The sequence below is a fragment of the Kutzneria viridogrisea DSM 43870 genome (genome assembly GCF_000525635.1).
In the GTDB taxonomy this organism is placed as follows: domain Bacteria; phylum Actinomycetota; class Actinomycetes; order Mycobacteriales; family Pseudonocardiaceae; genus Kutzneria; species Kutzneria viridogrisea.
Genome location: NZ_CP007155.1, coordinates 2795139 through 2818202, shown reverse-complemented (window position 1 = coordinate 2818202; position 23064 = coordinate 2795139). Strand labels below are relative to the sequence as shown.

The following is a 23064-nucleotide window of genomic DNA, read 5'->3' as shown; positions in this document are numbered from 1 at the left end:
GCGCGTGCGGGGCCAGGCCAGTTGCTGGCCACGGTCGTCGGACGGTCGTGCGTCCGTGCGCGGCCAGGTGCCCGGCAGGTCGGCGGCACGGAGCCCCGCGCGCCTGACATCCCCGACGACCGGCTTGCACCCCCAGCGAGACAAATCACCGCAAACCCCCCCTTACCTGGACAAACGCCCCCACCGACCTCGTCCAGTGCACCATCATGCCTGCGGTGGCGGGGTTCGTCCAGCGGTGGTGTGGACCAGGCCGGTGCGACCCCATCCCGGTGCGCTGAGTTCACTGTGGCCCAACGGGGTCAGTACCCGCGCCGGTGGCCTGGCGCTTTCCCTTGAGGTTGGCATCGTCATGTGCAAGGGTGAGCGAGATTAGGTGCGAAGAGGTGGCGCTGGCGGTCGGGGGGCACGCATTGCGGCGATAGCGGTCGATCACGGGCTTGGGCACCGTCACGCATACCTCCGGACACAGAGAGCTGACCGACAATGACCTATGTCACGCTGATTTGCCTCCCGTTCGCCGGTGCGGGCGCGAGCGTGTTCAGCCCGTGGCGCCGCCGTCGCAAGGAATTCGAAGTGCGCGCGCTGCAACTTCCCGGCCGGGAAAACCTGATCGACGATCAGCCCTGCACCAAGGTCAGCGACGCGGTCGGCGCCCTCATGCGCGAGGTGTCCGCCAAGGTGGGTGGCGGGGACGTCATTCTCTTCGGGCACAGCCTCGGCGCGATCCTGGCCTTCGAACTCGCCCGCGCGCTCGAGGCGGAGGGCAGGCTCGCCGTGCGCCACCTGTTCGCCAGCGGCTCGCCCGACCCGTGGTACGTCCGCGAGGAGCGGGCCACCGGGTTGTCCGAGGACGAGTTCATCCACCAGGTCGAGCTGTTCGCCGGTTACGAGCACCCCGCGCTGCGCGACCCGGAACTGCGCGAGCTGATCCTGCCCACCTTGCGCGCCGACGTCGAGATGCACGAGGCGTACCGCGCGGAACCGGGCGCCAAGATCAACGCGCCGATCACCGCGGTGCTCGGCGAGCAGGACACCCTGGTGCCGGTGCGGCGAGCGGAAGGCTGGCAGGCCGCCACCGGCGGTGCCTTCCGCACCAGTTGCACCGCCGGTGGGCACATGTACCTCAGCGAGGACCCGGACGCCGTGCTCGACCTCGTGGCCGCCACGGTGCGCGAGGCAGGCCCCCGGCAGCGCTGGCACGGCTGATGCGGCTCCAGCAGAAGGTCGCGGTCGTCACCGGAGCCGCGCGGGGCCTCGGCAGGGCCTGCGCGGTCGCGTTCGCGGCGCAGGGCGCGGACCTGGTGCTCGCCGACATCGCGGCCGACCTGCCGGGCGTGCCGTACCCGCTCGGCACCGAAAGCCAGCTCCAGCACACCGCGCGGCTGTGCCGCGAGCAGGGCGCCTCGGTGCTGGTGCGGCGGCTGGACGTCCGCGACGCGGCCGGGGCGGACGCGCTGGTGGCCAGCACCGTCGACCGGTTCGGGCGGCTGGACGTCCTGGTCAACAACGCCGGTATCGCGGCGCCTTCCGGGGCGGCGGTGCACGAGGTCACCGAGGCGCAGTGGCAGCTGATGATCGACGTCAACCTGAGCGGGGCCTGGCGGATGATCAGGTCGGTCGGGCCGGTGATGACCGGTCAGCGGGCGGGCAGCATCATCAACGTGTCCTCCACCGCGGGCGTGGTCGGCTACCGGAACTTCGCCGGGTACGTCGCGGCCAAGCACGGGCTGATCGGGCTGACCAAGGCCGCTGCGCTGGACCTCGCGCCGTTGAAGGTCAGGGTGAACGCGCTGTGCCCCGGTTCGGTGCGGGACAGCGAGCAGGTGGAGGGGCGCATGCTGGCCGCCATCGCGAGCAGCCTCGGTGTGCCGCGAGCCGAGCACGAGCAGGTGTTCGTCCGGGACCAGCCGATGAACTCGCTGGTCGAGCCCGAGGACGTCGCGTCGGCCGCGCTGTGGCTGGCTTCCGACGAATCGAAGCAGGTGACCGGATCGGTGATCACGGTGGACGGCGGGTTCACCACGCGGTGACCGCGTCCGTCATCGGCAGGGGGGCACGATGAACCGGGGCCTTGCGGCGATTGCCGCCAGCGAGCGGCTCGACCACGCCCGGCGGTCCTGTGCGGCCGGCGACAGCGTGCACGCGATGGCGATCGCCCTGGACGGGGGCAGCACGCCAAGCCAGCTGGAAACCGTTCTGCGGCAACGGATCGGGCAATTGCCGCTGGGCGGGGACGCGGCGCGGTGCCGGGTGTGGCTGGAGGAGGTCCCCGCGGACCGGTCCAGCGATCGAGCCGCGGCGTGGCGGGCGAGAGAACTCCAGCGGCCCCTGCACACCGCCGGTGGCCTGCTGCTGCGGGCGGCCCTCGCGCAGTACCGGGACGGGCGGGAGCTGGTCCTCGTCGCACACCGGGCGCTGCTCGGCAGATCCGCGCTGGCGGCGCTGGCCGCCGAGTTGTGCGGCGGTCCTCCTGCGGACCTGGCCTGCCAGCGCGCTCCGCAGGACCCGCCGGACGGCCTGGACGAGGAGGTGCGCGCCAGCTTCCACCCGCTGAGCCTGGACTGGTGCACGCGCCGGACCACCGGCGGCGAGCAGGTCGGCGTCGAGTTCGAACTCGGCCTCGCACCGGGCGATCAGCGTGCCGTGGCGGGCACCGTGCTCGGGGCGCTGGCGATCGCACTTGCGCGGTACGAGAACCGCGCCGAACTCGTCATCGGCGCGCTCACCTCGGACGGCCTGGCCGCGCCGGAGGGCATCGCCCTGGTGCCGATCACCGTGGACGAGGAGTGCGGCGCACGCGAATTCGCCGCCGCGGCGGGCGCCGCACTGATCAGGTTCGGGTGCTGCTGGCACGGGCGCCAGTTGAGCCGGGATCTCGCCGGTGCGGACGGCGGGTTGGCCACCGTCGCCCTGCACCTGGACACCGCGATCGAGCCAGGCTGGTACGAACCGGGGCGGCTCGCCGACTTCCCGGTGACGGTGCACGTGACGCGGGACCGCACCCGGCCGGAGCTGTTGCTGGGGGCAATCCGGTGCGCCGGTGAGCGGTTCGACCCGGGGATGGTGCGGCAGTTCGGCGCGCACGTGGCGGCGGCGTTCACCGCGCTGGTGTCCGCGGCGGATCGGCCGATCGGCGAGCTGAGCCTGCTCGGCGCGGACGAAGCGGAAGCCGTGGCACGGCTGGGAGATGGCGGGCCGCTGGCACCCGCCCGCTGGCCGACCATCCACGAAGCGGTGGCGGCACAGGCCGCGAGTCGCCCGGACGCGATCGCAGTGTCCTATCAGGACGAAGAACTGAGCTACCGGGAACTGGAGGAGCGCGGCGAGCAGGTCAGCGCCGCGCTGCGCGCCAAGGGCATCGGTACCGGCGCACGCGTCGGGGTGTGCCTGCCGCGCTCGGCCGAACTGATCGCGGTCCTGCTCGGCATCCTCAAAGCGGGAGCCGCCTACGTCCCGATGGACCCGGACCACCCGGCCGAACGGCTCCGCTACACCGCGGCCGATGCGGAGCTGTCCGCCGTGGTCGCCGCCGACCCGTTCCCGGCCACCGGGGACCTGCCGGTGTTCGGCACGGCGGAGCTGTCCGGTCGCACCGACACCGGATCTCCCGGTGCCACGCGGGACGATCCGGCGTACCTGATCTACACCTCGGGTTCCACCGGCCGTCCGAAGGGCGTTGTGGTGCCGCACCGCAACGTGGTCAGCCTGGTCGAGGCGACCCGGCGGGACCTCGGGCTCGGACCGGCCGACACGTGGACGCAGTTCCACTCGGTGGCCTTCGACTTCTCGGTGTGGGAGATCTGGGGCTGCCTGATGACCGGCGGGCGCCTCGTCGTGGTGCCGCCGCTGGTGGCCCGTGCGCCGGAGGAGTTCCTCGGGCTGCTGCGCCGGACCGGGGTGACGGTGCTCAACCAGACACCGACCGCCTTCGGGCAGCTGCTGACCTGCCCGCGACTGCTTGGCGAACTGGCCGTGCGGCTGGTGGTGTTCGGCGGCGAGACGCTCAACACGAAGGTGCTGACCACCTGGCTGGACCACCGGCCGGAGCAGGTGTGCCGACTGGTCAACATGTTCGGCATCACCGAGACCACGGTGCACGTCACGGCCGAGCACCTGGACCGGCGCAGCGCGATCGAGGGGTCCAGGGCCGTGGGCGGCGCGCTACCCGGCTGGTCTGTCCGAGTACGCGACGCCAGGGGCAGGTTGTTGCCGCCCGGCGTGCGGGGCGAGATCTGGGTGGGCGGCGCGGGGGTGGCGCTCGGCTACTTCAACCAGCCCGGCCTGACCGAGCAGCGGTTCCACACCGATCCGGTCAGCGGCGCACGCTGGTACCGCAGCGGTGACCTCGGGCGGTTGCTGCCGGACGGCAGGCTGGAGCACCTCGGGCGGCTCGACGACCAGGTCAGCGTCCGCGGTCACCGGGTGGAGACCGGCGAGATCACCGCGGTGCTGCTGGAGGATCCGGTGGTGACCGCGGCAGCCGTCACCACCGAGCACGACGTGGACGCGGGCACCCTGCTGCACGTGTTCGTCGTGGCGCCCGAGGGCACCGACCCGCTAGCGGTGCGGCGCAGGGCCGCACAGCGGCTGCCGCAGTACATGCTGCCCACCACGATCAGCTGCGTCCCGCAGCTCCCCTTGACCGCCAACGGAAAGCTCGACCTCGCGGCGCTGAGCCCCCGGCCGGGAACCGTCCAGGTCGTCCGGCAGGAGCCGCGGCTGGCCGACCCGGTCGAGCGGATCTGCCAGGTGTGGTCGGAGCTGCTCGGCATGGCGACCGGCCCTTCGGACGACTTCTTCGAACTGGGCGGGAACTCCCTGCTGGCCACGAAGTTGTCGCTGGTGTTGCAGGAGGCGGGCTTCCCGGCGCTGCCCGTGCGCCAGCTCTACCGCAGGTCAACCCCGCTCGGCGTGGCCGGGTACTACGAGCAGCTCGATCCCGGCCAGTCGGCCGATGCGGAGCAGAAAGGCGCGACGGACCAATGTTGATTTGCGGGATCAAGGCATCGCACGACGGCGGGATCGCCGTCATCGAGGACGATCGACTGCTGTTCAGCACCGAGGTGGAGAAACTCGGCAACGGGCTGCGCTACAGCGCGCTCGGCGACACCGACCGGGTGGCCGAGGTGCTGGCCACCGAGGGCATCGCACTGTCCGATGTGGACAGGTTCGTGGTCGACGGGTGGTGGACGCAGGGCGCGGGCGGCTCGACGGCGGTCCACCTCACCAGGGAGGGCAAGCCATTCGAACTCCCGGTGGCGCCCTACCTGGACGGCACCGGCGCGGAGGGGCCGCTGCGGCCACACCCGTTCGAGGCGCACGACTTCGGCGGCAGGACCGCGGGGTACGTGAGCTACCACCACGTCAGCAACCACGTGCTCGGGGCGTACTGCTCGAGCCCGTTTGCCGAGCGCGGGCAGGACGCGCTGGTGCTGGTCTGGGACGGCGGCATGGTGCCCCGCCTCTACCACGCCGGGCACCACACCCGGACGGTGACCGCGATCGCACCGGTGCTGCCCATCACGGGCAACAGCTTCGCCGACTTCAGCGGGCAGTTCGAGCCGTTCCTGCGCGACACCACTGACATGTCGCCGGACGAGACCGTGCGGTACCACCTGTCCATCGCGGGCAAGGCCATGGCCTACGCCGCGCTGGGCAGCGTCGAGGAGTCCGCGTTCGCGGTGTTCGACGAGCTGATCTCCGGTTTCTCCAGCGTCGAGCAGGAGAACGCCCGGGCGCTGGGGCAGCAGGTCGCGGGGAACCGTGACCAGGTGCTGCCAGGGCTGTCCAACGCCGATCTCATCGCCACCTTCCAGACCTACCTGGGGCACCGGCTGCTCGACGCGCTGTCCACGCTGATGCGCCGCAGGTTCCCCGGGCAGCGCCCACCGCTGGCGATGGCGGGCGGCTGCGCGCTGAACATCAAGTGGAACAGCCTGCTGCGCAACAGCGGACTGTTCAGCGAGATCTGGGTGCCGCCCTTCCCCAACGACGCGGGCGCGGCGATCGGCACGGCCTGCTGCGAGATGTTCCGCTCCGGCGGCCCTTCCGCGCTGCGCTGGGATGTCTACAGTGGACCCGAACTGGTTCCCGGTCCGGTTCCGGCGGGATGGCGCGTCCAGCCGTGCGACGAACGGCAGCTCGCCGGACTGCTGCACACCGAGGGGGAACCGGTCGTGGTGCTGTCCGGCCGGGCCGAGATCGGGCCGCGGGCGCTGGGCAACCGGAGCATCCTCGCACCGGCCACCGATCCGGGCATGAAGGACCGGCTCAACACCATCAAGGACCGCGCCTCCTACCGGCCGGTCGCGCCGATCTGCCTCACCTCGCGGGCCGCCGAGGTGTTCACCCCCGGCGGCAGCGATCCCTACATGCTGTTCGAACACCACGTGCGGGCCGAGTGGACCGAGCGGGTGCCCGCCATCCTGCACCTGGACGGGAGCGCACGGTTGCAGACCATCGACCCGTCCGCCGCCAGCGCGACCGGCCGGATCCTCCAGGCCTACGCGGAGGTGAGCGGCATCCCCGTGCTGTGCAACACCAGCGCCAACCTCAACGGCCGGGGCTTCTTCCCGGACGTGGCCTCCGCGGCGCAGTGGGGCGGCACCCGCTACATCTGGTCGGATGGGCAGCTGTACACCAACCCCGCGGCGTGACGCGGGGGCGGGGCGGTCAGAACCGGCCCAGCTGCGGCCACAGCTGGGGCCACGGCAGCCGCGGCTGCGTGCAGCGGTAGACCGGTACGTGGTCGTTGGTCGACGGCACGCCAGCCGGATTGTCCACAACGGACATAAGCTGGACCTCGCCGAAGTCGTGACGCAGCCGCTGTTCCTCGCCACCGACGTAGATCACCACGCCGGTGGACTCGGGAGGCGTGCCGAGATCGGCGTAACCGCGGTGCGGGCTGTAGACCGCGGGCACATCGGTGGCCAGCACGGCCACGGCACTGGCCAGGAAGTAGGTGTCGCCGATGATGGCCGCGCCGCGCTGCTCCGCGGGCGGCAACGCGTGGTAGGCGGCGGTGACGCGCTGGGCCACTTCCGGCCAGCCGGTGCTGTAGCGGCCGAAGAAGTCCCAGGCGGGCAACTGGTCGCGCGGCAGCACTGGCAGCTGGGCGACCCCGACGGCCGCGCACAGCACGAGCACCGGCCAGGACAGGGTCCACCGCCACCACGCCGAAGGCCTGTGGTGCCGCAGTTCCACCGCGCCCGCCGCCCACAGCAACGGGACCAGGCCGGACACGTAGTAGTAGCGTCCGCCCGCGGCCATGAAGATCGCCGCGACCAGCAGCGTGGTCCAGGCCAGGAACCGGTACCCGGCCAGCTCCGGCGAGCGCAGCAACCGCACACAACCGTAAGCAGCGAGCACACCGCCGAACAGCAAACCGCTGTAGAGCAACACCATCGGCACGAAGGGCAGCCACGGCGGCATCCCGAACACCGCCTGCCCACCGAGTTCCTCGGCCATGGACAGCTGGGGCCACCTGTGAGCCGCCTGCCAGCAGACACCCGGCACGGCGGAGATCGCCGCGACACCGGCTCCGGCCAACGCCATCGGCCTGCGCAGCAGCTCGCGCGGCCCGGCCAGCAGCACCACCACAGCGAAAGCGGCGCAGAAGGCGGCGATCAGCCACTTGTTCTGCACCGCGACCGCGACCACCACACCGCAGCCGAGCAGCAGCTGGTCATCCCTGGTGCGCACCCAGCGCGCCAGCAGCCAGCCGAGCAGCGTCCAGCAGAACAGGTCGATGATCACGGTGTGCAGGACGTGGCCGAACAGCAGCGTGTTCGCGGAGATCGCGCAAGCCGCCGCGGCCATGACCTGTGCCCTACGGCCACCGCCAAGTTCCATCGTCGTCGCCGCGGTCAACACCACCAGCGCCCAGGTCAGCAGGGCGGCCGGTACCCGCAGGGCCACCACGGATCCCGGGAACATTGCGTCCACAGCGTTGGCCACCAAGGGGGTCAGCGGTCCCTGGTCGGCGTACCCCCACTGCAAGTGCCGCCCGGCCGCCAGGTGGTACAGCTCGTCCCCGAAGTAGCCGTACTGCCCGCTGACCGCGAGCAGCAGTACCGCGACGACCGACGCCACGGCCACGACCGGCCACCAGGCCAGTGTTGGTCGGACCGATTTTGTTGTCACGCAAGACACTGGTTCCCCCCACATTGGAACTCCACTCTTCAATCGTTACTGTACAAGGAAAAGTGACAATGTTCGCAGCGAGGAAAGCGAGGACCAGGTGGACACCGCGATCGAAACCGTCGGCTTGGTCAAGCAGTTCGGGGACAAGCGCGCACTGGACGGAGTGGACCTGAAGGTCCCGGCTGGCACCGTGCTGAGCCTGCTCGGCCCCAACGGCGCCGGGAAGACCACGGTGGTGCGGATCCTCGCCACGCTGACGCGGCCCGACGGCGGGCGCGCCACGGTCTGCGGCAACGACGTCGTCCGCGAAGCCGACCTGGTCCGCAGGCTGATCGGGCTGACCGGGCAGTACGCCTCGGTGGACGAGAACATCTCCGGCTGGGAGAACCTGTACCTGGTCGGGCGGCTGACCGACCTGCCACGGCGCAGGGCGCGGGCCCGCGCGGACGAACTGCTGGAGCAGTTCGGGTTGACCGCGGCCGCGAAGCAACTGCCCCGCAGCTACTCCGGCGGCATGCGCCGCAAGCTGGACCTGGCGGCCAGCCTGGTCGGCGAGCCACGCGTGCTCTACCTGGACGAGCCGACCACCGGCTTGGATCCACGTAGCCGCAACGCGCTGTGGGCGGCGGTGCGGGCCCGGGTCGCCACCGGCACCACGGTGCTGCTGACCACGCAGTACATGGAGGAAGCCGAGGCACTGGCCGATTCCGTTGTCGTCATGGACAACGGCCGGGTGATCGAGGCTGGCACCACCGACCAGTTGCGGGCCCGGGTGGGCGGCAAGGTGCTGCACATCCGGCCGACCCGCGCCGCCGACCTCGCGCAGGTGCTCCGCGCGCTGGAGGGTGCCGGGCTGGCCGGGGCCAGCCTGGACGCCGAGGCGGGCCTGGTGCGCATGCCGATCGCCGGTGACGCCGAACTGACCACGGCGGTGGGCGCGCTGGCCAGCTCGGCGCTACCCATCGCCGGGATCGACACCCACGTGCCCAGCCTCGACGAGGTCTTCCTGTCGCTGACCGGCGCACAACCGGCCGGTTCCGGTGACGCGGCGCAGGTGCGGGCATGACCGGGCAGCGGGCACTGGCCCGCCACTCGCTGGCCGTCGCGCGCCGAAACCTGGTGCAGGTGAAGAACGATCCGGGTCAACTGCTCGCCGCGACGCTCACCCCGGTGCTGTTCACCGTGGTCTTCCTGTACGTGCTCGGCGGTGCCATCAGCGGCGGGCAGGCCGGGTACCAGCAGTACCTGATGCCCGGCATCATGGCGCAGACGGTCACCGTGGCCTCGATCGCCACCGGCATCGGTCTCAACCTGGACTTCGGCTCCGGGGTCATGGACCGGTTCCGGTCCCTGCCCATCGCGCGCTCCGCCGTGCTGACCGGCCGCATCCTGGCCGATGCCTGCCGCCTGGTGCTCGGCCAACTGGTGGTGCTCGGCTTCGCCCTGGTGATCGGCTTCCGGGTGCAGACCGGTGTGCTGCCCGCGGTCGGCGCCGTGCTGCTCATGTCGCTCTACGGCATCGCGTTGTGCTGGATCGCCGCCTACGTGGGGCTGCGCATCCGCAGTATGCAGACCGTGCAGACGATCGGCTTCCTCTGGCTGACCCCGTTGCAGTTCGCCAGCTCGATCTTCGCACCGGCCAGCACCATGCCGGACTGGCTGCGGGTCTTCGTGGAGGTCAACCCGACCTCCCTGGTCACCGACACCTGTCGTGGCCTGCTGATCGGCGGCCCGGTCGCGGGCAGCGCTGCGGGCGCGCTGCTCTGGATCGCCGCGATGATCGCCGTCTTCGCCCCGCTCGCGGTGCGCGAATACCGCAGGCGCCCGTGAGGCGGACGCCCTGCCGGGCGGGGGCGTACGGGAGCGGTCCGGCGCACCCCACACCCGCCGGACCGCTCCCCTCCCCCGCGTAATCGATGCGATCCACCTGACGGCCCCTCACCGCCACAGCGAAACAGTACAGGACGATAACGACAGTCCGCTACGCTGAGGCGTAGTAGAATTATGATCGAATGGGCACTGGTGGACGCTGGTCTGGATGTCGCGGCAGTGGCATTCTGTCCTGCAACGCCGAGCTGGGGAGCAAGGATGAGCACCGACCACGAGACACCACCGCCCACCCTGAGCGACCGGCTCAACCGCCTGTTCGAGGTGCGGCGCCCGACGGCGGCGCCGGAGCGGACGTACACCAACCGCGAGGTGGTGACGGCGTGCAGGGCGGCCGGGTGGGAGCTGTCGGAGTCCCATCTCAGCGAGCTGCGCCGCGGGGTGAAGCGGAACCCGACGCTGAAGACCCTCCAGGCGGTGGCCTCGTTCTTCGAGGTCCAGGTCGGCTACTTCACCGACGCGGCGGTGGCCGAGGAGGTGGAGCGCGAGCTGGCGGAGCGCGCGGCACAGCTGAGCGCCGCGCTCGCGGCCAACCGCGAGGCACAGGACGATCTCCGCGCCGCGACCCAGGAGTTGCAGCAGGCCATGCGCGACTCAGGGGTCACCAAGATGGCCCACCGGGGCGCCGCGGTGAGCGCGAGGACGGCGCGGGAGCAGGCCTCGATGATGCGGGCACTGGCGCGGGCACTGGTCGCCGAGGACGAGGAGGACGAGGACGGCGCAGGGCAGACAGCACGGAAGGGCTGAGGCGTGACCGCCGCTGACGGGGTGGCGGACCGGCTCAACTGGCTGTTCGACGTGGTCGCGGTGGCCGATCCCCCGGGTTGGCGGCCCTGGACCAACGCCGAGGTCGGGGCGGTGCTCGGGGCCGGGGGCCCGCTCGCGGTCGAGCGCCTGCGTGCGGGCGAACCGGCCAGCCAGGAACAGCTCACGGCGCTCGCGGCCTTCTTCGGGGTGCGACCGCAGTTCTTCGGCGAGGACCCGGCCGAGGTCGACGCGGCCCGCGACCGGCTGCTCGAGCTCGTGCTCCGCGACTGCGGGGTCCGGGCCTACCTGATCTGCCGCACACCGCTCCTGTCGGCCACCCGACGAGGCGAACAACTGCGCAAAGCCCTGCGCACCGTCCGCTCCGCTTCGCTAGGCTCGGGCGATGCTGCGCCCAGTCGCGACTGCGGACCATCGATGACGCCATCGATGAGCCAGGCGCAGCTCCGGGCGTGGTGTCACGACCTGGTCCACGAACTCGGCCTGCACCCGCCGTTCGACGCGCACGAGCTGTGCCTGCGCCTCGGCGAGCGCCGCGGCCGCCGGATCGAGGTCCGCCCGACCGACCTCGGCGCGACGACCGGTGTCGGCCACCTCGTGCCCAAGCGCCGGGCGGACTACATCCTGGTCGAGCGCACCGCACCGGCTTCCCAGCAGGAGTTGGTGATCTACCACGAGATCATCCACCTCGCGCGCGGCCACCTCGACGCGGGTGAATCGCTCACCTGCGGCCTGGCGGCACCCGCGGCGGACACCGGGCAGGCAGACCACGGGGCGTACGCCGACCGGCGGGAGTGGGAGGCCGAGGTCGGCGCGAGGACGCTGTCGCGGATGTCCCGCGAGCGCACGCGCCCCAACCTGCTGCCGGTGGCGGCCGGACCGGCCGAGCAGAGCATCGCGGCGGCCTTCGGCTTCGTCGCACGGGATCGTTCGTCATGAGTGTCGACCTGGCCTTGCGGTGGCTCACCGGCGGGGCGCTCGTGGCGATCGCGCTCTGGGAGCTCGTCCAACTGGCGCGGCGCCGCGAGGACCTCGCGCTGCGGGTGTTGTGCCCCGGGCTGGTCCTGCTCGCGGTCGCCGCCACCGTGGGCATCAAGACCCCGGCACTCGCCGCGGTCAAGGCGATGTTCGGCGGCGCATGGCCCAACGTGATCAATGGCTGCTGGATGGCCATGGCGTACTGCTTCTCCGCGTACTTCCTGTTGGCGGACAACGAAAGGCCCCTGGCCAGTCGCAAGCGGGCCGCGTTGGTCGAGCTCGGGCTGCTGGTTGCCGCCATCACCGTCATGGTGGTGGTGCACGACACCGCTCCGCCGGGAACCTGGGCCTTCCCCGGTTCCGCCGAGGCCTACCGCAGTTGGCAGCACGCCGTCTTCTACCTCAGCGTCGACGGGTATGCCCTGGCCGTGTGGTTCGTCGGGGTCCGGCGGGCCAGCGCGCTGCGCAGGCGCCTGCGCCACCCGTGGGCGCGGGCCGCGTTCTGGCTGGTCATCGTGGGCAGCGCGGGCATGGCGCTTGGTGTGGACGCGATCTCCTTGGTACAGCAGACAATTCGTGCCTTCGCACCGCGCGCGGACCTCGAGCTCTTCCACACGATGTACTCCACGGGCCAGCTCGGCGGACAGCTCCTGCTGGCCCTCGGTCTGGCCCTGGCCCCGCTGGCCACGGCGTTCGTCTCGGTGCGGACCCGGTACGACCGGGCGCTGCGGGCGCGCTACAGCCGCAGGATGACGCCGCTGTGGCGGGTTCTGGTGGCGGAATTCCCGTACATCGCGCTCGATCACGGCGGCGAGGAGGCATTCGAGACGATCACCGTGGAGATCACCGACGGCCTCGCCGAGCTGGCGCGGGACTGCCCTGGGGTTCGCGGGGACACCAGCGTTCCCGGGATCGCGGCGGGGGTCATCGCCGAGGCCCTCGACCGGCGCGGATCCGCCGACGGGCAGACCGAGCCGCCCTATCCTCGCATCGAGCCCGACTTCCCGGACTGGCGCGGCAGGGCGCGGTGGATGATCGGTGTGAGCGAGGAGCTCACCAAACGCGGTGTGATCCGAGAGGACGACGAGCATGGTCGGGTGTCGGCACGCTGAGGTGCGTGTTTCGGTACTGGACACCTCCCCGATCGTGCAAGGCTCCACCGCGCGGCAGGCCCTGCACAACACCGTCGATCTCGCCGTGCTCACCGACGAGTTGGGCTACCACCGGTACTGGGTCCCCGAGCACCACAGCATGCGCGGCGTGGCCAGTTCCGCCCCCGCCGTCGTCGTGGGCCGCCTGGCGGACGCGACACGCCGCATGCGGGTGGGCGCGGGAGGTGTGCTGCTGCCCAACCACGCGCCGATCGTGGTGGCCGAGCAGTTCGGCACCCTGGCCGCGTTCCACCCCGGACGGATCGACCTGGGCGTCGGCCGGGCGCTGGGCGGCCCGCGCCGGGCAGCGGAGGCGGTGCGCAGCGAACACGAGCGCACCGCCAAGAGCTTCGCCCACCAGGTGGCGGAGCTGATCGGCTACTTCGCCCCGGACCAGGAGCAGTCCGTGCGGGCGGTCCCCGCGATCGGCAACACGCCGCCGATCTGGGTGCTCGGATCGAGCACCGCCAGCGCGCGGCTCGCCGGGTCGCTCGGCCTGGCCTACGCGTTCGCCCACCACCTCAACCCGAGTGGTGCGGCCGAGGCGGTGCACACCTACCGCGAGCTGTTCCAGTCCCCGACCGGCACGCCGTCGACCTTGGTCAGCGTGTCCGTCATCGCCGCCGACACCGAGGAGCGCGCCGAGTGGCTCGCCGGATCCACCAGGCTGAAGGTGCTCAGCAGGGTGCGTGGCCAGCGCATCCTGCTGCCGAGCCCGGAGGAGGCCGCCGCCCGCTCGTACACCGAGCAGGACCGCGCCGAGATCGCCGCGCGCTCCGGCAGCGTCCTGGTGGGATCGCCGGACACCGTGCGGGAACGCCTTCAGGCCGTGCTCGACGACACCGGGGCCGAGGAGCTGATGATCACCACTCCGGTGTTCGACCACGGCGACCGGCGAAGGTCGTACGAACTGGTCAGCCAGATCGCGGGGCTGTTGCGGCCTGCCCGCCCCGCATCGGGCTGAGCTCGCTCAGTGCTTGGTGGTGTTGAGCAGCACCGAGGCGGTGTTGGCGTAGTAGTCCAGGCCGATGAGATCGGGCCAGCGGTCCCTGTTGAGGTCCCCGATCGCCACGGCCGTGCCGCCCGCGGAGAACCTGATCGCGGCGGCGAACCTGCCGTCACCGTTGCCCGGCAACACCTCCAGCCAGTTCTGGTTCTGCGCACCGGCCAGCCCCAGCACCAGGTCGGCGTGGCCGTCCCGGTTGAGGTCGGCGACACCGACCGCGTTGAGGCTGGCCGTCACCGGGACCTCGGCCACGGCCTGGAACGTCCCGTCACCGTTGCCGAGCAGCGGCACGAGTGCTCCGGTGTTGCCGATGGCGAGATCGGGCCGCCCGTCCCCGTTCAGGTCGGCGATGGCCAGCGAGAGCGCCATGCTGCCCGGCCCGGTCGGGTAGGCGGCCTTCTGCGTGAAGGTGCCGTCACCGTTGCTCAGCAACACCTGCGCCGTGTTGCCGCCGACCACGACCACGAGATCGGTGCGGCCGTCCCCGTTCAGGTCACCTGCCGCCACCCACTGGGGCCCGCTCCGGGTGGACGAGGCGATCGCCGGGGCGAAGGTGCCGTCACCGCGGCCCAGCAGCGTGGACACGAGGTCCTCGGTGCCTCCGGTGGTGGCCAGGTCGGGGTGACCGTCGTGGTTGAAGTCGCCCGCGGCCAGGCCCCACGGAGTACCCGGAACGGGGATGTCGGTCCTGGGCTGGAAGGTGCCGTCGCCGCGGCCGAGCAGCACGGACACGGTCCGGTCGCCCTGGTTGAGCACTGCCAGGTCGGCGCGGCCGTCCCCGTTGAAGTCCGCCGTCACCAACGAGTAGGGCACAGCGCCGATGGGCGTGTCCGTGCTGGGGCCGAAGGTTCCGTTGCCACGCCCCAGCCGCACCGAGACCACGCTGCCGGCCGTGTTCGCGCCCCTGGCGGCGATGGCCAGGTCCACCCGGCCATCGCCGTTGAAGTCCGCCGTGACCAGCGAGTACGGCTCGGGACTGGTGGGGTAGCTGGCCTTGGGCGTGAACGAGGGCGGCGCCGCCGAGATCGCCACCACCGAGGCCAGCACGACGAAGAACTGTCCGTACATGGTTCCTCCCCCTCACACGGAATGCAGTTCACCTCCGATGATGCTCCCGGCACGACCGCTTCCCCAGGGCTGAACGGAGGCCGTCAGCCGTGGTCGAGCCGGGCCCAGTGGTAGTCGGCGACCTCTCCCCCGTGCACGAGCACGGTCCCGTGCTTGGTCGTGGCGTCACACCAGACTGTGTAGTTGCCCGCGGTGACGGCGGGGAACACGGCGCAGTAGTGGATCTGGCCGGCGATCCACCGGTCGTGGACCACGTTGTGGAAGCGGGCGTCGTCGAGGCCGATCGGGCTGAGCTCGATCTCGCATTCGAGCAGTTCACGCCCGGCGTGGATGATCAGGGCACCGACGTCGCCGCCGATGTCGAGCACGAGGCCGTCGTACACGGTGGGTCGAGCCTCCTCAGTGCGCGGGCGTGTCGAAGCCGCTGTGCGGCACGCCGAGGTACGGGAAGTGGTTGAGGAACGGCACGGTGAGGTTGTCGGGGGTGAGCCCGTCGGTGAGCTGACCGGCCGCCTTGTCCGGGGTGAAACCCTTGTCCACCAACGGGACCGTGAGCCCGGCGATGGCGCGCAACTCCACGGTCACCACGTCGTCGAACACGCGGCGCCCGTTGGGGAACCCGGCGAGGTCCCCGCCGAGCACGCCGAGGATGCTGGGCTTGGCGGTGTTCGGCGGCACGGCGGTGTTCAGCCGGAGCATGTCGGCCTGGGTGGTGCCGGTGTTGTTCTGGAACCCGGCGACCACACCTGGGGGCAGGCCGGTGAGCAGGATGGCGGCCAGGTCGGCGCGCGGCTTGCCGGTCTTGTTCAGCGCGTCCAGGTTGGGGAACACACCGGGGTAGAGCGTGGGCAGCAGACCGGCCAGTTCGGGCTTGGTGACGAACTCGGCGAACTGCTTGTCGTAGGCGGGTATGGACCGGTTCCAGAGGTCCTTCTTGGCCATCGGCACGATGACCTCGTTGACCAGCGGGTTGCCCAGCCGGGAGATCTGGCTGAACGGGCCGGAACTGACGTGCCTGCCCGCCTCGGCGTCCCAGATGCGCACCTGCTGCCTGCTCGCCGAGGTCCACACCCCGATGACGGCCTCGCGACGGCTCGCGTCCACGGGGCCGCGGCCGGAGGTGAGGTCGGTGATGGGCACCTGCAACGCGATGGAGTGCACGTTGAGGTCCTTGGTGGTGTTCACCCCGCCGGTGGCCGAGGGGAACTTGGCGAGGCCGAAGTGGTTGTGCACGTTGGCGAACGGCCGCAGCGTGCCCAGGTCGAAGATCGCGCCGAGGTCCACGTAGAAGCCGTCGGCGCGCTGCCCGGCGAACACCCTGCGGCCACCGCCGAGGTCGTGCACGGCGGCGGCGGCGAGGGTCCCGTAGTCCGGAGTGGACAGTAGGCCGATGTTGCACGGCGGGCTGGCCAGATCGCGGCCGAGCACCGTGCTGTTCCCGCCGCGCTGCACCCTGGTGACGGTGAAGAACTGCCTGCGGTTGAAGTTGGGCGAGTCCAGGGACTGGATCGGGCCGGTGTTGTAGAGGAAGGTCCGGTTGTTGCGCAGGGTGGTGGTGAACCGGAACTGGTAGACCACATCCGGGTTGCCGTCCCCGTTGTTGTCCACGTTGATCTCGTAGAGCACGTCCTCACCGAACTCGAAGAAGTTCGGACCGGCCGCCGCGGTCTGCATCGGCACGTAGTTGGCGATCAGGGTGACCGTGTCGGGCCGGTCGGGGCTGATGAAGGCGTACAGGTCGGAGCTGTCGGCCACCGGGTCCTTGGCGATCTCCGGGGCCTCGCGGTGCGATGACAAGAAATATCCTCACATTCTGTGGTCAGCGAGCTGCCGCGCTCAGACGGGCGGCCAGCTCGGCGTCGCGCACCCGCACGCGCCGGGTCCCGACGTAGAGGTCGAGTTCGCCGGTGCCCGCGTCGCGCAGGTGGGCCACGATCGGTTCGCCGGCGGCGGATTCCGATGCCGCGGAGGCCGAGCTGTCGAACGACTGCACAGCAACGGCTCCAGCGACACCGACCGCGCCGAGTGCTGCCGCGCCACGCAGCAAACCCCGGCGGGACAAGTGGTTGGGCATGATCCGCGCTCCAGGTGATCTCGAACCGGGCTGGGTCACCGCTCTCTTCGCGCCCGAACGGACAAAGGTTCAGCGCGGCTTTGTTGCAACCAATGTGCAGCAATGCGCCACGAGTGGCGGACCAGCGGCTACCCGGCACCACTGAGCCGGAGGGGCGCCACCGGATTGGTCCGGATGGTTCATGGGCGCGAGCCGGTCCGAACCCGCCGACCTGCGGGTTGACCAGCACCGATCCGGCTGCCATGGTAGGCAAGAATCAACAAGAACCGACACGTACGAACACCGACAGTGTTGAGGTTTGTTGAAACGGAGCGTCAAAGATGACCCTGCCGGTTTCGCTTCGGCGCGCGCGTGTGCTGACCCTGCTGGTCGCCGCGGCGCTGGTCCTGTCCTTCCTCCACCCCGGCCCCACCCCGGCCGCGCAGGCCGCTGAGCAGCCGAGGGCCCAGCACAGCGTCAGCTACGACGGGTACTCCTTCCTCGTCGACGGCAAGCGGACCTACCTGTGGTCCGGCGAGTTCCACTACTACCGGCTGCCCAGCGTGGACCTGTGGCGCGACGTGCTGCAGAAGATGAAGGCTGCGGGCTTCAACGCGACCTCGCTGTACTTCGACTGGGGCTACCACTCGCCGAAGGAGGGCAGCTACGACTTCACCGGGGTGCGCGACGTGGACAAGCTGCTCGACATCGCGGCGGAGGTCGGGCTGTACGTGATCGCACGGCCCGGGCCCTACATCAACGCGGAGGTGGACGGCGGGGGCTTCCCCACCTGGCTGAGCACCAGGCCGGGCAACACGCGCACCGCCGACCCGGCCTACCTGAAGTACTCCGACGAGTGGCAGGGGCGCATCGACCAGATCCTGGCCAGGCACCAGCTCACCGACGGGCGCGGCACGGTGATCGCCTACCAGGTGGAGAACGAGTACTACAACGGCAAGCCCGACGGCCGCACCTACATGGCGCACCTGGAGGCCAAGGCGCGGGCCGACGGCATCAAGGTCCCGCTGACCGGCAACAACAACGGCACGTTCAACTCCGGGGACGGGGCGCTGGACGTGGACGGGGCCGACTCCTACCCGCAGGGCTTCGACTGCTCGAACCCGACGAAGTGGAACGGGGTCCCCGACATCTCCTACGACCACGTGCCGGGAAAACCGCTCTACACCGCGGAGTTCCAGGGCGGCGCGTTCGACCCGTGGGGCGGTCCCGGTTACGGCAAGTGCGCCCAGCTGATCAACGACCAGTTCGCGGACGTGTTCTACAAGCAGAACATCGCGGTGGGCGCCACCGCGCAGAGCTTCTACATGCTCTACGGCGGGACCTCCTGGGGCTGGAGCGCGATCCCGCAGAACTACACCTCCTACGACTACGGCGCGGCGATCACCGAGTCGCGGCAGCTGGACGCCAAGTACGCGCAGGACAAGCTGATCGGCTACTTCACCCAGGCCGTCGCCCCGCTGACCAAGACCGACAAGCTGGCCGTCGCGCAGCCCGAGTCGCCGGAGATCGTGGACACCGCTCGGTCCAATCCGGACACCGGGACCCAGTTCCACGTGGTGCGGCACAAGGACTCGACCTCGACCGCGAAGACGAGCACGCACCTCGTGCTGGACCTCGGCACCGCGGGCAGGTACCCGGTGGTGCCGCAGGACCCCAAGGCCACGATCACCCTGGACGGCCGTCAGTCGAAGATCCTCGTGGCGGGCTACGACCTCGGCGCGAGCCCGATGCGGTACTCCACCTCGGAGATCATGACCAACGCGACGATCGGCGACCGCGACGTGGCGGTGCTCTACGGCGACCGCGGCACGGTGGGCGAGACCGTGCTGCACTACGCCGCCAAGCCCACGGTGACGGTGCTCGACGGGACGGCTCAGTCCACTTGGGACGCTCAACGCGGTGATCTCCGGCTGGACTACGACCACCAGGGCCTCACCCGCGTGCTGATCACCGGCGGGGCACGACCGCTCCTGCTGCTGCTCGCCGACAAGGACAGCGCCAAGTCGTTCTGGCGACTGGACACCGTGAGCGGCCCGGTGCTCGTGCGCGGCACGCACCTGCTGCGCACCGCCACCGGCGAGGGTGATCGCCTCGCGCTCACCGGGGACACCGACACCGAGGGTGGTGCCGAGGTGTTCACCGCGGCGAAGTCCCTGTCCTGGAACGGCAATCCGGTTCAGGGTCAGCGCACGCCGAGCGGCACGCTGGCGGTGACCCTGCCCACCGCGAAGCCGGTCAGCGTGCCCGCACTGGACAACTGGCGGCACCAGCAGGAGTCGCCGGAGAGCCAGCCGGGCTTCGACGACTCGAGCTGGCCGGTGGCCACCAAGACCACCACGAACAGCAAGACCACCCCGGCCAGTCTGCCGGTGCTGTTCGCCGACGACTACGACTTCCACACCGGCAACACCTGGTACCGAGGCCGGTTCCACTCCTCCGGCAAGGAAACCGGCCTCACCCTGTCCAGCCAGAGCGGTGGACCGGCGGGCACCGTGTCGGTCTGGCTCAACGGCCGGTTCCTCGGCTCCTCAGCCGACGCCAGGCACGAGTTCGCCTTCCCTGCGGGCACGGTGCTCGGTCAGGGCGACAACGTGGTCTCGGTGCTGACCGTCAACATGGGACATGACGAGGACTACAACCCGAGTAACGGCAACAAGTCCGCACGCGGGCTGCTCGGTGCCGCGCTGACCGGCGCCCCGCTGACGCCGATCACCTGGCGCCTACAGGGCGTCCGCGGCGGCGAGGACGGCCTGGACCCGGTGCGCGGTCCGCTCAACACCGGCGGGCTCTACGGGGAGCGCGCCGGGTGGTCGCTGCCGGGCTACCCGGACCAGTCCTGGGCCCGGGTCTCGTTGCCCGCCAACGACACGACCCCGGGCGTGTCCTGGTACCGCACGAGCGCCACGCTGAACCTGCCGCAGGGCCAGGACACCTCGATCGGGCTGGAGATCGCGGACAGCCCGTCCCGCCACTACCGGGCACTGTTGTTCGTCAACGGCTGGCAGCTGGGCCAGTACGTCAACGACACCGGGCCGCAGCACAGCTTTCCCGTCCCCAACGGGGTGCTGAACCCGCACGGGGCCAACAGCATCGCCATCGCCGTGTGGAACACCGACGGCAGCACCGGCGGCCTCGGCAAGGTCCGACTGGTCAACTACGGCAGCTACGCCTCACCGCTGACGGTGGCGCTCAACCCGAGCCCCGGCTACGACGCCCGCCGCTACGCGATGCCCGAGTCCTCGGTGCGCGTGGCACTGGACACGCCGGGCACCGTGACCTCAGGGCAGCAGACGACGGTCACCGCGACAGTGACCGTGCCCCAAGGAAAACGGCCCATTTCCGAGGTCACGGCCGCACTGGCGCTGCCCGAGGGCTGGACGGCCGGTGCCGCGACGCCGCCGGTGGTGCACACGATCGGCAGCGGTCAGTCGGTGAAGTTCACCGTGCCGGTCAAGGTCGGTCCGGTGCGGCAGGTGAACGCCGTGTCCGCGAAGGTCCGGTACCGGGAGGGTTCGGCCGGGGACACCCGTGTCCTTGGCATGGTCCCGCCCGCGCCACCAGCGGGGGTCAACCAGGTCAGCGCCCTGCCCTGGCTGTCCGCGAGCAACGGCTGGGGCCCGATCGAGCGGGACACCAGCGTCGGTGAGGACAAACCGGGTGACGGTCGGCCGATCACCTTGCGGGGCAAGGTGTTCCAGCACGGTCTGGGCACCAACGCCCCCAGCGACGCGCAGTTCTACCTGGCAGGCCGTTGCGACCGGTTCACCGCCACGGTCGGCGTGGACGACGAGACCAACGGCGCTGGCTCGGTGTCGTTCCGGGTCCTGGTCGACGGCCAGGTGCTCGGCACGACCCCGGTGCTGACCGGCACCTCGCCGACCGCCTCGTTCGACCTGGCGACCACCGGCGGGCAGGTGCTGGACCTGGTCGTGGACGAGGCCGGTGACGGCCCTGGCCACGATCACGGGGACTGGGCCGAGCCGGTGCTGACCTGTCACTGACCGAGTCGCGCTCCGGCAGGACCGCCACCTGCCGGAGCAGGTCAGGACTTCCTCGCCGCCGCCTTGGCCGCCTTCTTGAACTCCCGGACCTCGCCCAGCGTGACGGCGTCCACGACATCGGCCACACTGCGCCGCGCCCCGTCCTCGCCGTAGGCCCCCGCGGCCTCACGCCAGCCAGCGGGCTTCGCACCCCACTGCTTGCCCAACAGGGCCAGGAAGATCCGCGCCTTCTGATCGCCGAACCCCGGCAGCGCCTTGAGCCTGCGCAGCACCTCGGCGCCGTCCGGCCTGCCCCGCTTCCAGATGGCCTCGGCCTTGCCCTCGTACTCCTCAACCAGGGCCTGGCACAGCGCCTGCAAGCGCTTGGCCATGGACCCCGGGAACCGGTGCACCGCCGGCGGGGTCGCGCACAGGGCCGCGAACTCCTCCGGGTCGGCCGCCGCGATCCGGTGCACGTCCAGCTCGCCCATCCGGTCCGCGATGACCTTCGGCCCCTTGAACGCCTTCTCCATCGGGATCTGCTGGTCGAGCATCATGCCCAGCAGCAGCGCAGCCGGGTCGGCCGCGAGCAGCGCGTCGGAGTCGGGGTCCTGGGCCAGGCAGAACTTGCGGGTCATGGGGCAAGGATGCCAGGTGGGCGGCGGTGCGGCGCAGGCGCCCACCGCACCCGGACGGGCGCTGGCCGCGCCCCGGGGCGGGTGCGCCAGGTGTGCGTTCGCCGAGCTCGCGGACCGCGTGGCCCGCGAGCTCGGCTGAGGGCGGTCAGCCCTGCTGCTGGTACTCCGTGCGGGCGGTGACACCGATGTCGGCGGTGTCGGTGAAGAAGCCGTCGACCCCGGCCTTGAGGTACGCCTCGATCTCACCGAACAGGTTGCCGTAGTCGGCGGGGTTGGCCGAGGACCGGAAGTCCGCGGGCAGGAAGGTGTTCTCCGGGCGGAACGTGTAGGGGTGCACCTTCAGGCAGGCGGCGTGCGCGTCGCGGACCAGCGAGGTGGGCTGGCCGAGGTGGTCGGTGGCGTCGCGCGGGATGACCTGGTTCTTGTCCGGGCCGATGCCCTGGGCGTAGGTGGCGACCTCGCGCAGACCTGCGGCGGAGGTGATCTCGGCGTAACCGCGCGGGTCACCGGACTCGACGAAGTCGAAGGGCTTGCCGGTGGCCGAGGTGAGCTGGATCAGCGGCACCCGCAGCTGGCGGTGCAGCTGCTTGAGGTTGCCGACCTCGAAGGACTGCACGAACACCTTGGCGCCGGGCCGGTTGAGCCCGTTGCGGTTGAGGGCCTCGACCAGCTTGGGCTCCAGCTCGAGCCCGGCCTTGCGGAAGTACGTGGGGTGCTTGGTCTCCGGGTAGATGCCGATGTCGCGGTGCAGTTCCCGGTCCAGCCGCCGCACCAGGTCGATGATCTCCTGGAAGGTCGGGATCTGGTAGCGCCCGTTGTAGACGGTGTTGTGCTGGCGCACGGCGGGGATGCGCTCGACCGCGCGCAGGGTCTTGAGCTCGGCGAGGGTGAAGTCCTCCGCGAACCAGCCAGTGGTCGGCACGCCGTCGAGCAGCTTGGTGGTCTTGCGGGCGGCGAACTCGGGGTGCCGCGCCACGTCGGTGGTGCCGCCGATCTCCGGCTCGTGCCTGGCGACCAGCACACCGTCCTTGGTGGACACGAGGTCGGGCTCCACGTAGTCGGCGCCCATCCTGGCGGCCAGCTCGTAGGAGGCGAGGGTGTGCTCGGGCCGGTAGCCCGAGGCGCCGCGGTGGCCGATCACCAGCGGACCGCGCTGGGCCTGCTGCTCAGCGGTTGCGGCGCCGTCCTTCGCGGCACCGTCCGGCACGGCGCTCGCCGAGGGCAGCGCGGTGACAGCGGTGATCGCGAGGACCGACAGCACGATCCCGGCCATCCGGGTTCTCGTCATGGCTCGACTCCTGGCACTCGGGGACACCGGTTGCGACCGGCCAGCGCCACACTCGTCCGGTGCCACGACGTTGAGATCAACACCTTA

The 23064-nt window shown here is 70.9% G+C and carries 19 protein-coding genes; 12 read left to right on the top strand and 7 right to left on the bottom strand.

The window, feature by feature from the left end; translation table 11 throughout:
• Positions 1-483: 483 nt before the first annotated feature.
• Genes KALB_RS12785 through KALB_RS12770 form a run of 4 tightly spaced genes read left to right on the top strand, consistent with a single transcriptional unit; the run spans position 484 to position 6656 of the window.
• Positions 484-1206, top strand: a complete 723-nt coding sequence (locus tag KALB_RS12785) for a thioesterase II family protein (RefSeq protein WP_025356111.1) — start codon at positions 484-486, stop codon at positions 1204-1206.
• Positions 1206-2030, top strand: coding sequence for an SDR family oxidoreductase (locus tag KALB_RS12780; RefSeq protein ID WP_025356110.1), 825 nt, complete (start codon positions 1206-1208; stop codon positions 2028-2030). Before KALB_RS12785 ends, KALB_RS12780 begins: the two co-directional genes overlap by 1 nt.
• A 28-nt stretch (positions 2031-2058) precedes the next feature.
• Positions 2059-4989 (top strand): non-ribosomal peptide synthetase, encoded by a 2931-nt coding sequence (locus KALB_RS12775; protein ID WP_025356109.1) that lies wholly within the window; start codon positions 2059-2061, stop codon positions 4987-4989.
• Positions 4983-6656 (top strand): carbamoyltransferase N-terminal domain-containing protein, encoded by a 1674-nt coding sequence (locus KALB_RS12770; RefSeq protein WP_025356108.1) that lies wholly within the window; start codon positions 4983-4985, stop codon positions 6654-6656. The genes KALB_RS12775 and KALB_RS12770 overlap by 7 nt, the downstream gene beginning before the upstream one ends.
• A gap of 16 nt (positions 6657-6672) precedes the next feature.
• Here KALB_RS12770 and KALB_RS12765 read toward each other — a convergent pair whose 3' ends face one another.
• Complete coding sequence (locus KALB_RS12765) at positions 6673-8097, bottom strand: glycosyltransferase family 39 protein (RefSeq protein WP_025356107.1); 1425 nt, start codon at positions 8095-8097, stop codon at positions 6673-6675.
• 142 nt (positions 8098-8239) lie between these two features.
• On the opposite strand from KALB_RS12765, the gene KALB_RS12760 reads away from it, so the two are divergent.
• The 6 genes from KALB_RS12760 (at position 8240) to KALB_RS12735 (ending at position 13887) form a co-directional block, all read left to right on the top strand.
• Positions 8240-9208 (top strand): daunorubicin resistance protein DrrA family ABC transporter ATP-binding protein, encoded by a 969-nt coding sequence (locus KALB_RS12760; protein ID WP_025356106.1) that lies wholly within the window; start codon positions 8240-8242, stop codon positions 9206-9208.
• Entirely contained in the window at positions 9205-9972 is a 768-nt protein-coding gene (locus tag KALB_RS12755) for an ABC transporter permease (RefSeq protein ID WP_025356105.1), read from the top strand. The genes KALB_RS12760 and KALB_RS12755 overlap by 4 nt, the downstream gene beginning before the upstream one ends.
• Before the next feature lie 258 nt (positions 9973-10230).
• Positions 10231-10776 carry a hypothetical protein gene (locus KALB_RS43840; protein WP_025356104.1) on the top strand — a complete coding sequence of 182 codons (546 nt, stop codon included), beginning with the start codon at positions 10231-10233 and terminating at the stop codon, positions 10774-10776.
• A 3-nt stretch (positions 10777-10779) separates the two neighbouring features.
• Positions 10780-11733, top strand: a complete 954-nt coding sequence (locus KALB_RS12745; RefSeq protein WP_025356103.1) for an ImmA/IrrE family metallo-endopeptidase — start codon at positions 10780-10782, stop codon at positions 11731-11733.
• Positions 11730-12884 (top strand): MAB_1171c family putative transporter, encoded by a 1155-nt coding sequence (locus KALB_RS12740; RefSeq protein WP_025356102.1) that lies wholly within the window; start codon positions 11730-11732, stop codon positions 12882-12884. The genes KALB_RS12745 and KALB_RS12740 overlap by 4 nt, the downstream gene beginning before the upstream one ends.
• A complete protein-coding gene (locus KALB_RS12735) occupies positions 12862-13887 on the top strand; it encodes an LLM class flavin-dependent oxidoreductase (RefSeq protein ID WP_025356101.1) in 1026 nt (341 codons plus the stop codon). The genes KALB_RS12740 and KALB_RS12735 overlap by 23 nt, the downstream gene beginning before the upstream one ends.
• Before the next feature lie 6 nt (positions 13888-13893).
• On the opposite strand, the gene KALB_RS12730 is transcribed toward KALB_RS12735, so the two are convergent.
• The 4 genes from KALB_RS12730 to KALB_RS12715 all read right to left on the bottom strand — a co-directional run bounded on the left by KALB_RS12730 (position 13894) and on the right by KALB_RS12715 (position 17071).
• Positions 13894-14997: an FG-GAP repeat domain-containing protein gene (locus KALB_RS12730; RefSeq protein WP_025356100.1), complete on the bottom strand. Its 1104-nt coding sequence runs from the start codon at positions 14995-14997 to the stop codon at positions 13894-13896.
• Between the two features lie 83 nt (positions 14998-15080).
• Complete coding sequence (locus KALB_RS12725) at positions 15081-15380, bottom strand: hypothetical protein (protein ID WP_025356099.1); 300 nt, start codon at positions 15378-15380, stop codon at positions 15081-15083.
• 16 nt (positions 15381-15396) lie between these two features.
• Complete coding sequence (locus tag KALB_RS12720) at positions 15397-16794, bottom strand: DUF4331 domain-containing protein (protein ID WP_025356098.1); 1398 nt, start codon at positions 16792-16794, stop codon at positions 15397-15399.
• Positions 16795-16816: 22 nt separating this feature from the next.
• The gene (locus tag KALB_RS12715; protein WP_025356097.1) at positions 16817-17071 is read right to left on the bottom strand and encodes a twin-arginine translocation signal domain-containing protein; all 255 of its coding nucleotides are present in this window, start codon (positions 17069-17071) and stop codon (positions 16817-16819) included.
• Positions 17072-17391: 320 nt separating this feature from the next.
• Between KALB_RS12715 and KALB_RS12710 the strand changes: the two genes are divergently transcribed.
• Positions 17392-21072 (top strand): beta-galactosidase, encoded by a 3681-nt coding sequence (locus KALB_RS12710; protein ID WP_025356096.1) that lies wholly within the window; start codon positions 17392-17394, stop codon positions 21070-21072.
• A 41-nt stretch (positions 21073-21113) separates the two neighbouring features.
• On the opposite strand, the gene KALB_RS12705 is transcribed toward KALB_RS12710, so the two are convergent.
• Entirely contained in the window at positions 21114-21689 is a 576-nt protein-coding gene (locus KALB_RS12705) for an HhH-GPD-type base excision DNA repair protein (protein WP_025356095.1), read from the bottom strand.
• A 16-nt stretch (positions 21690-21705) separates the two neighbouring features.
• On the opposite strand from KALB_RS12705, the gene KALB_RS49820 reads away from it, so the two are divergent.
• Positions 21706-21828 carry a hypothetical protein gene (locus KALB_RS49820; protein ID WP_268872248.1) on the top strand — a complete coding sequence of 41 codons (123 nt, stop codon included), beginning with the start codon at positions 21706-21708 and terminating at the stop codon, positions 21826-21828.
• A gap of 6 nt (positions 21829-21834) precedes the next feature.
• Here KALB_RS49820 and KALB_RS12700 read toward each other — a convergent pair whose 3' ends face one another.
• Positions 21835-22977, bottom strand: a complete 1143-nt coding sequence (locus KALB_RS12700; RefSeq protein ID WP_025356094.1) for a glycerophosphodiester phosphodiesterase — start codon at positions 22975-22977, stop codon at positions 21835-21837.
• Between the last annotated feature and the right edge of the window lie 87 nt (positions 22978-23064).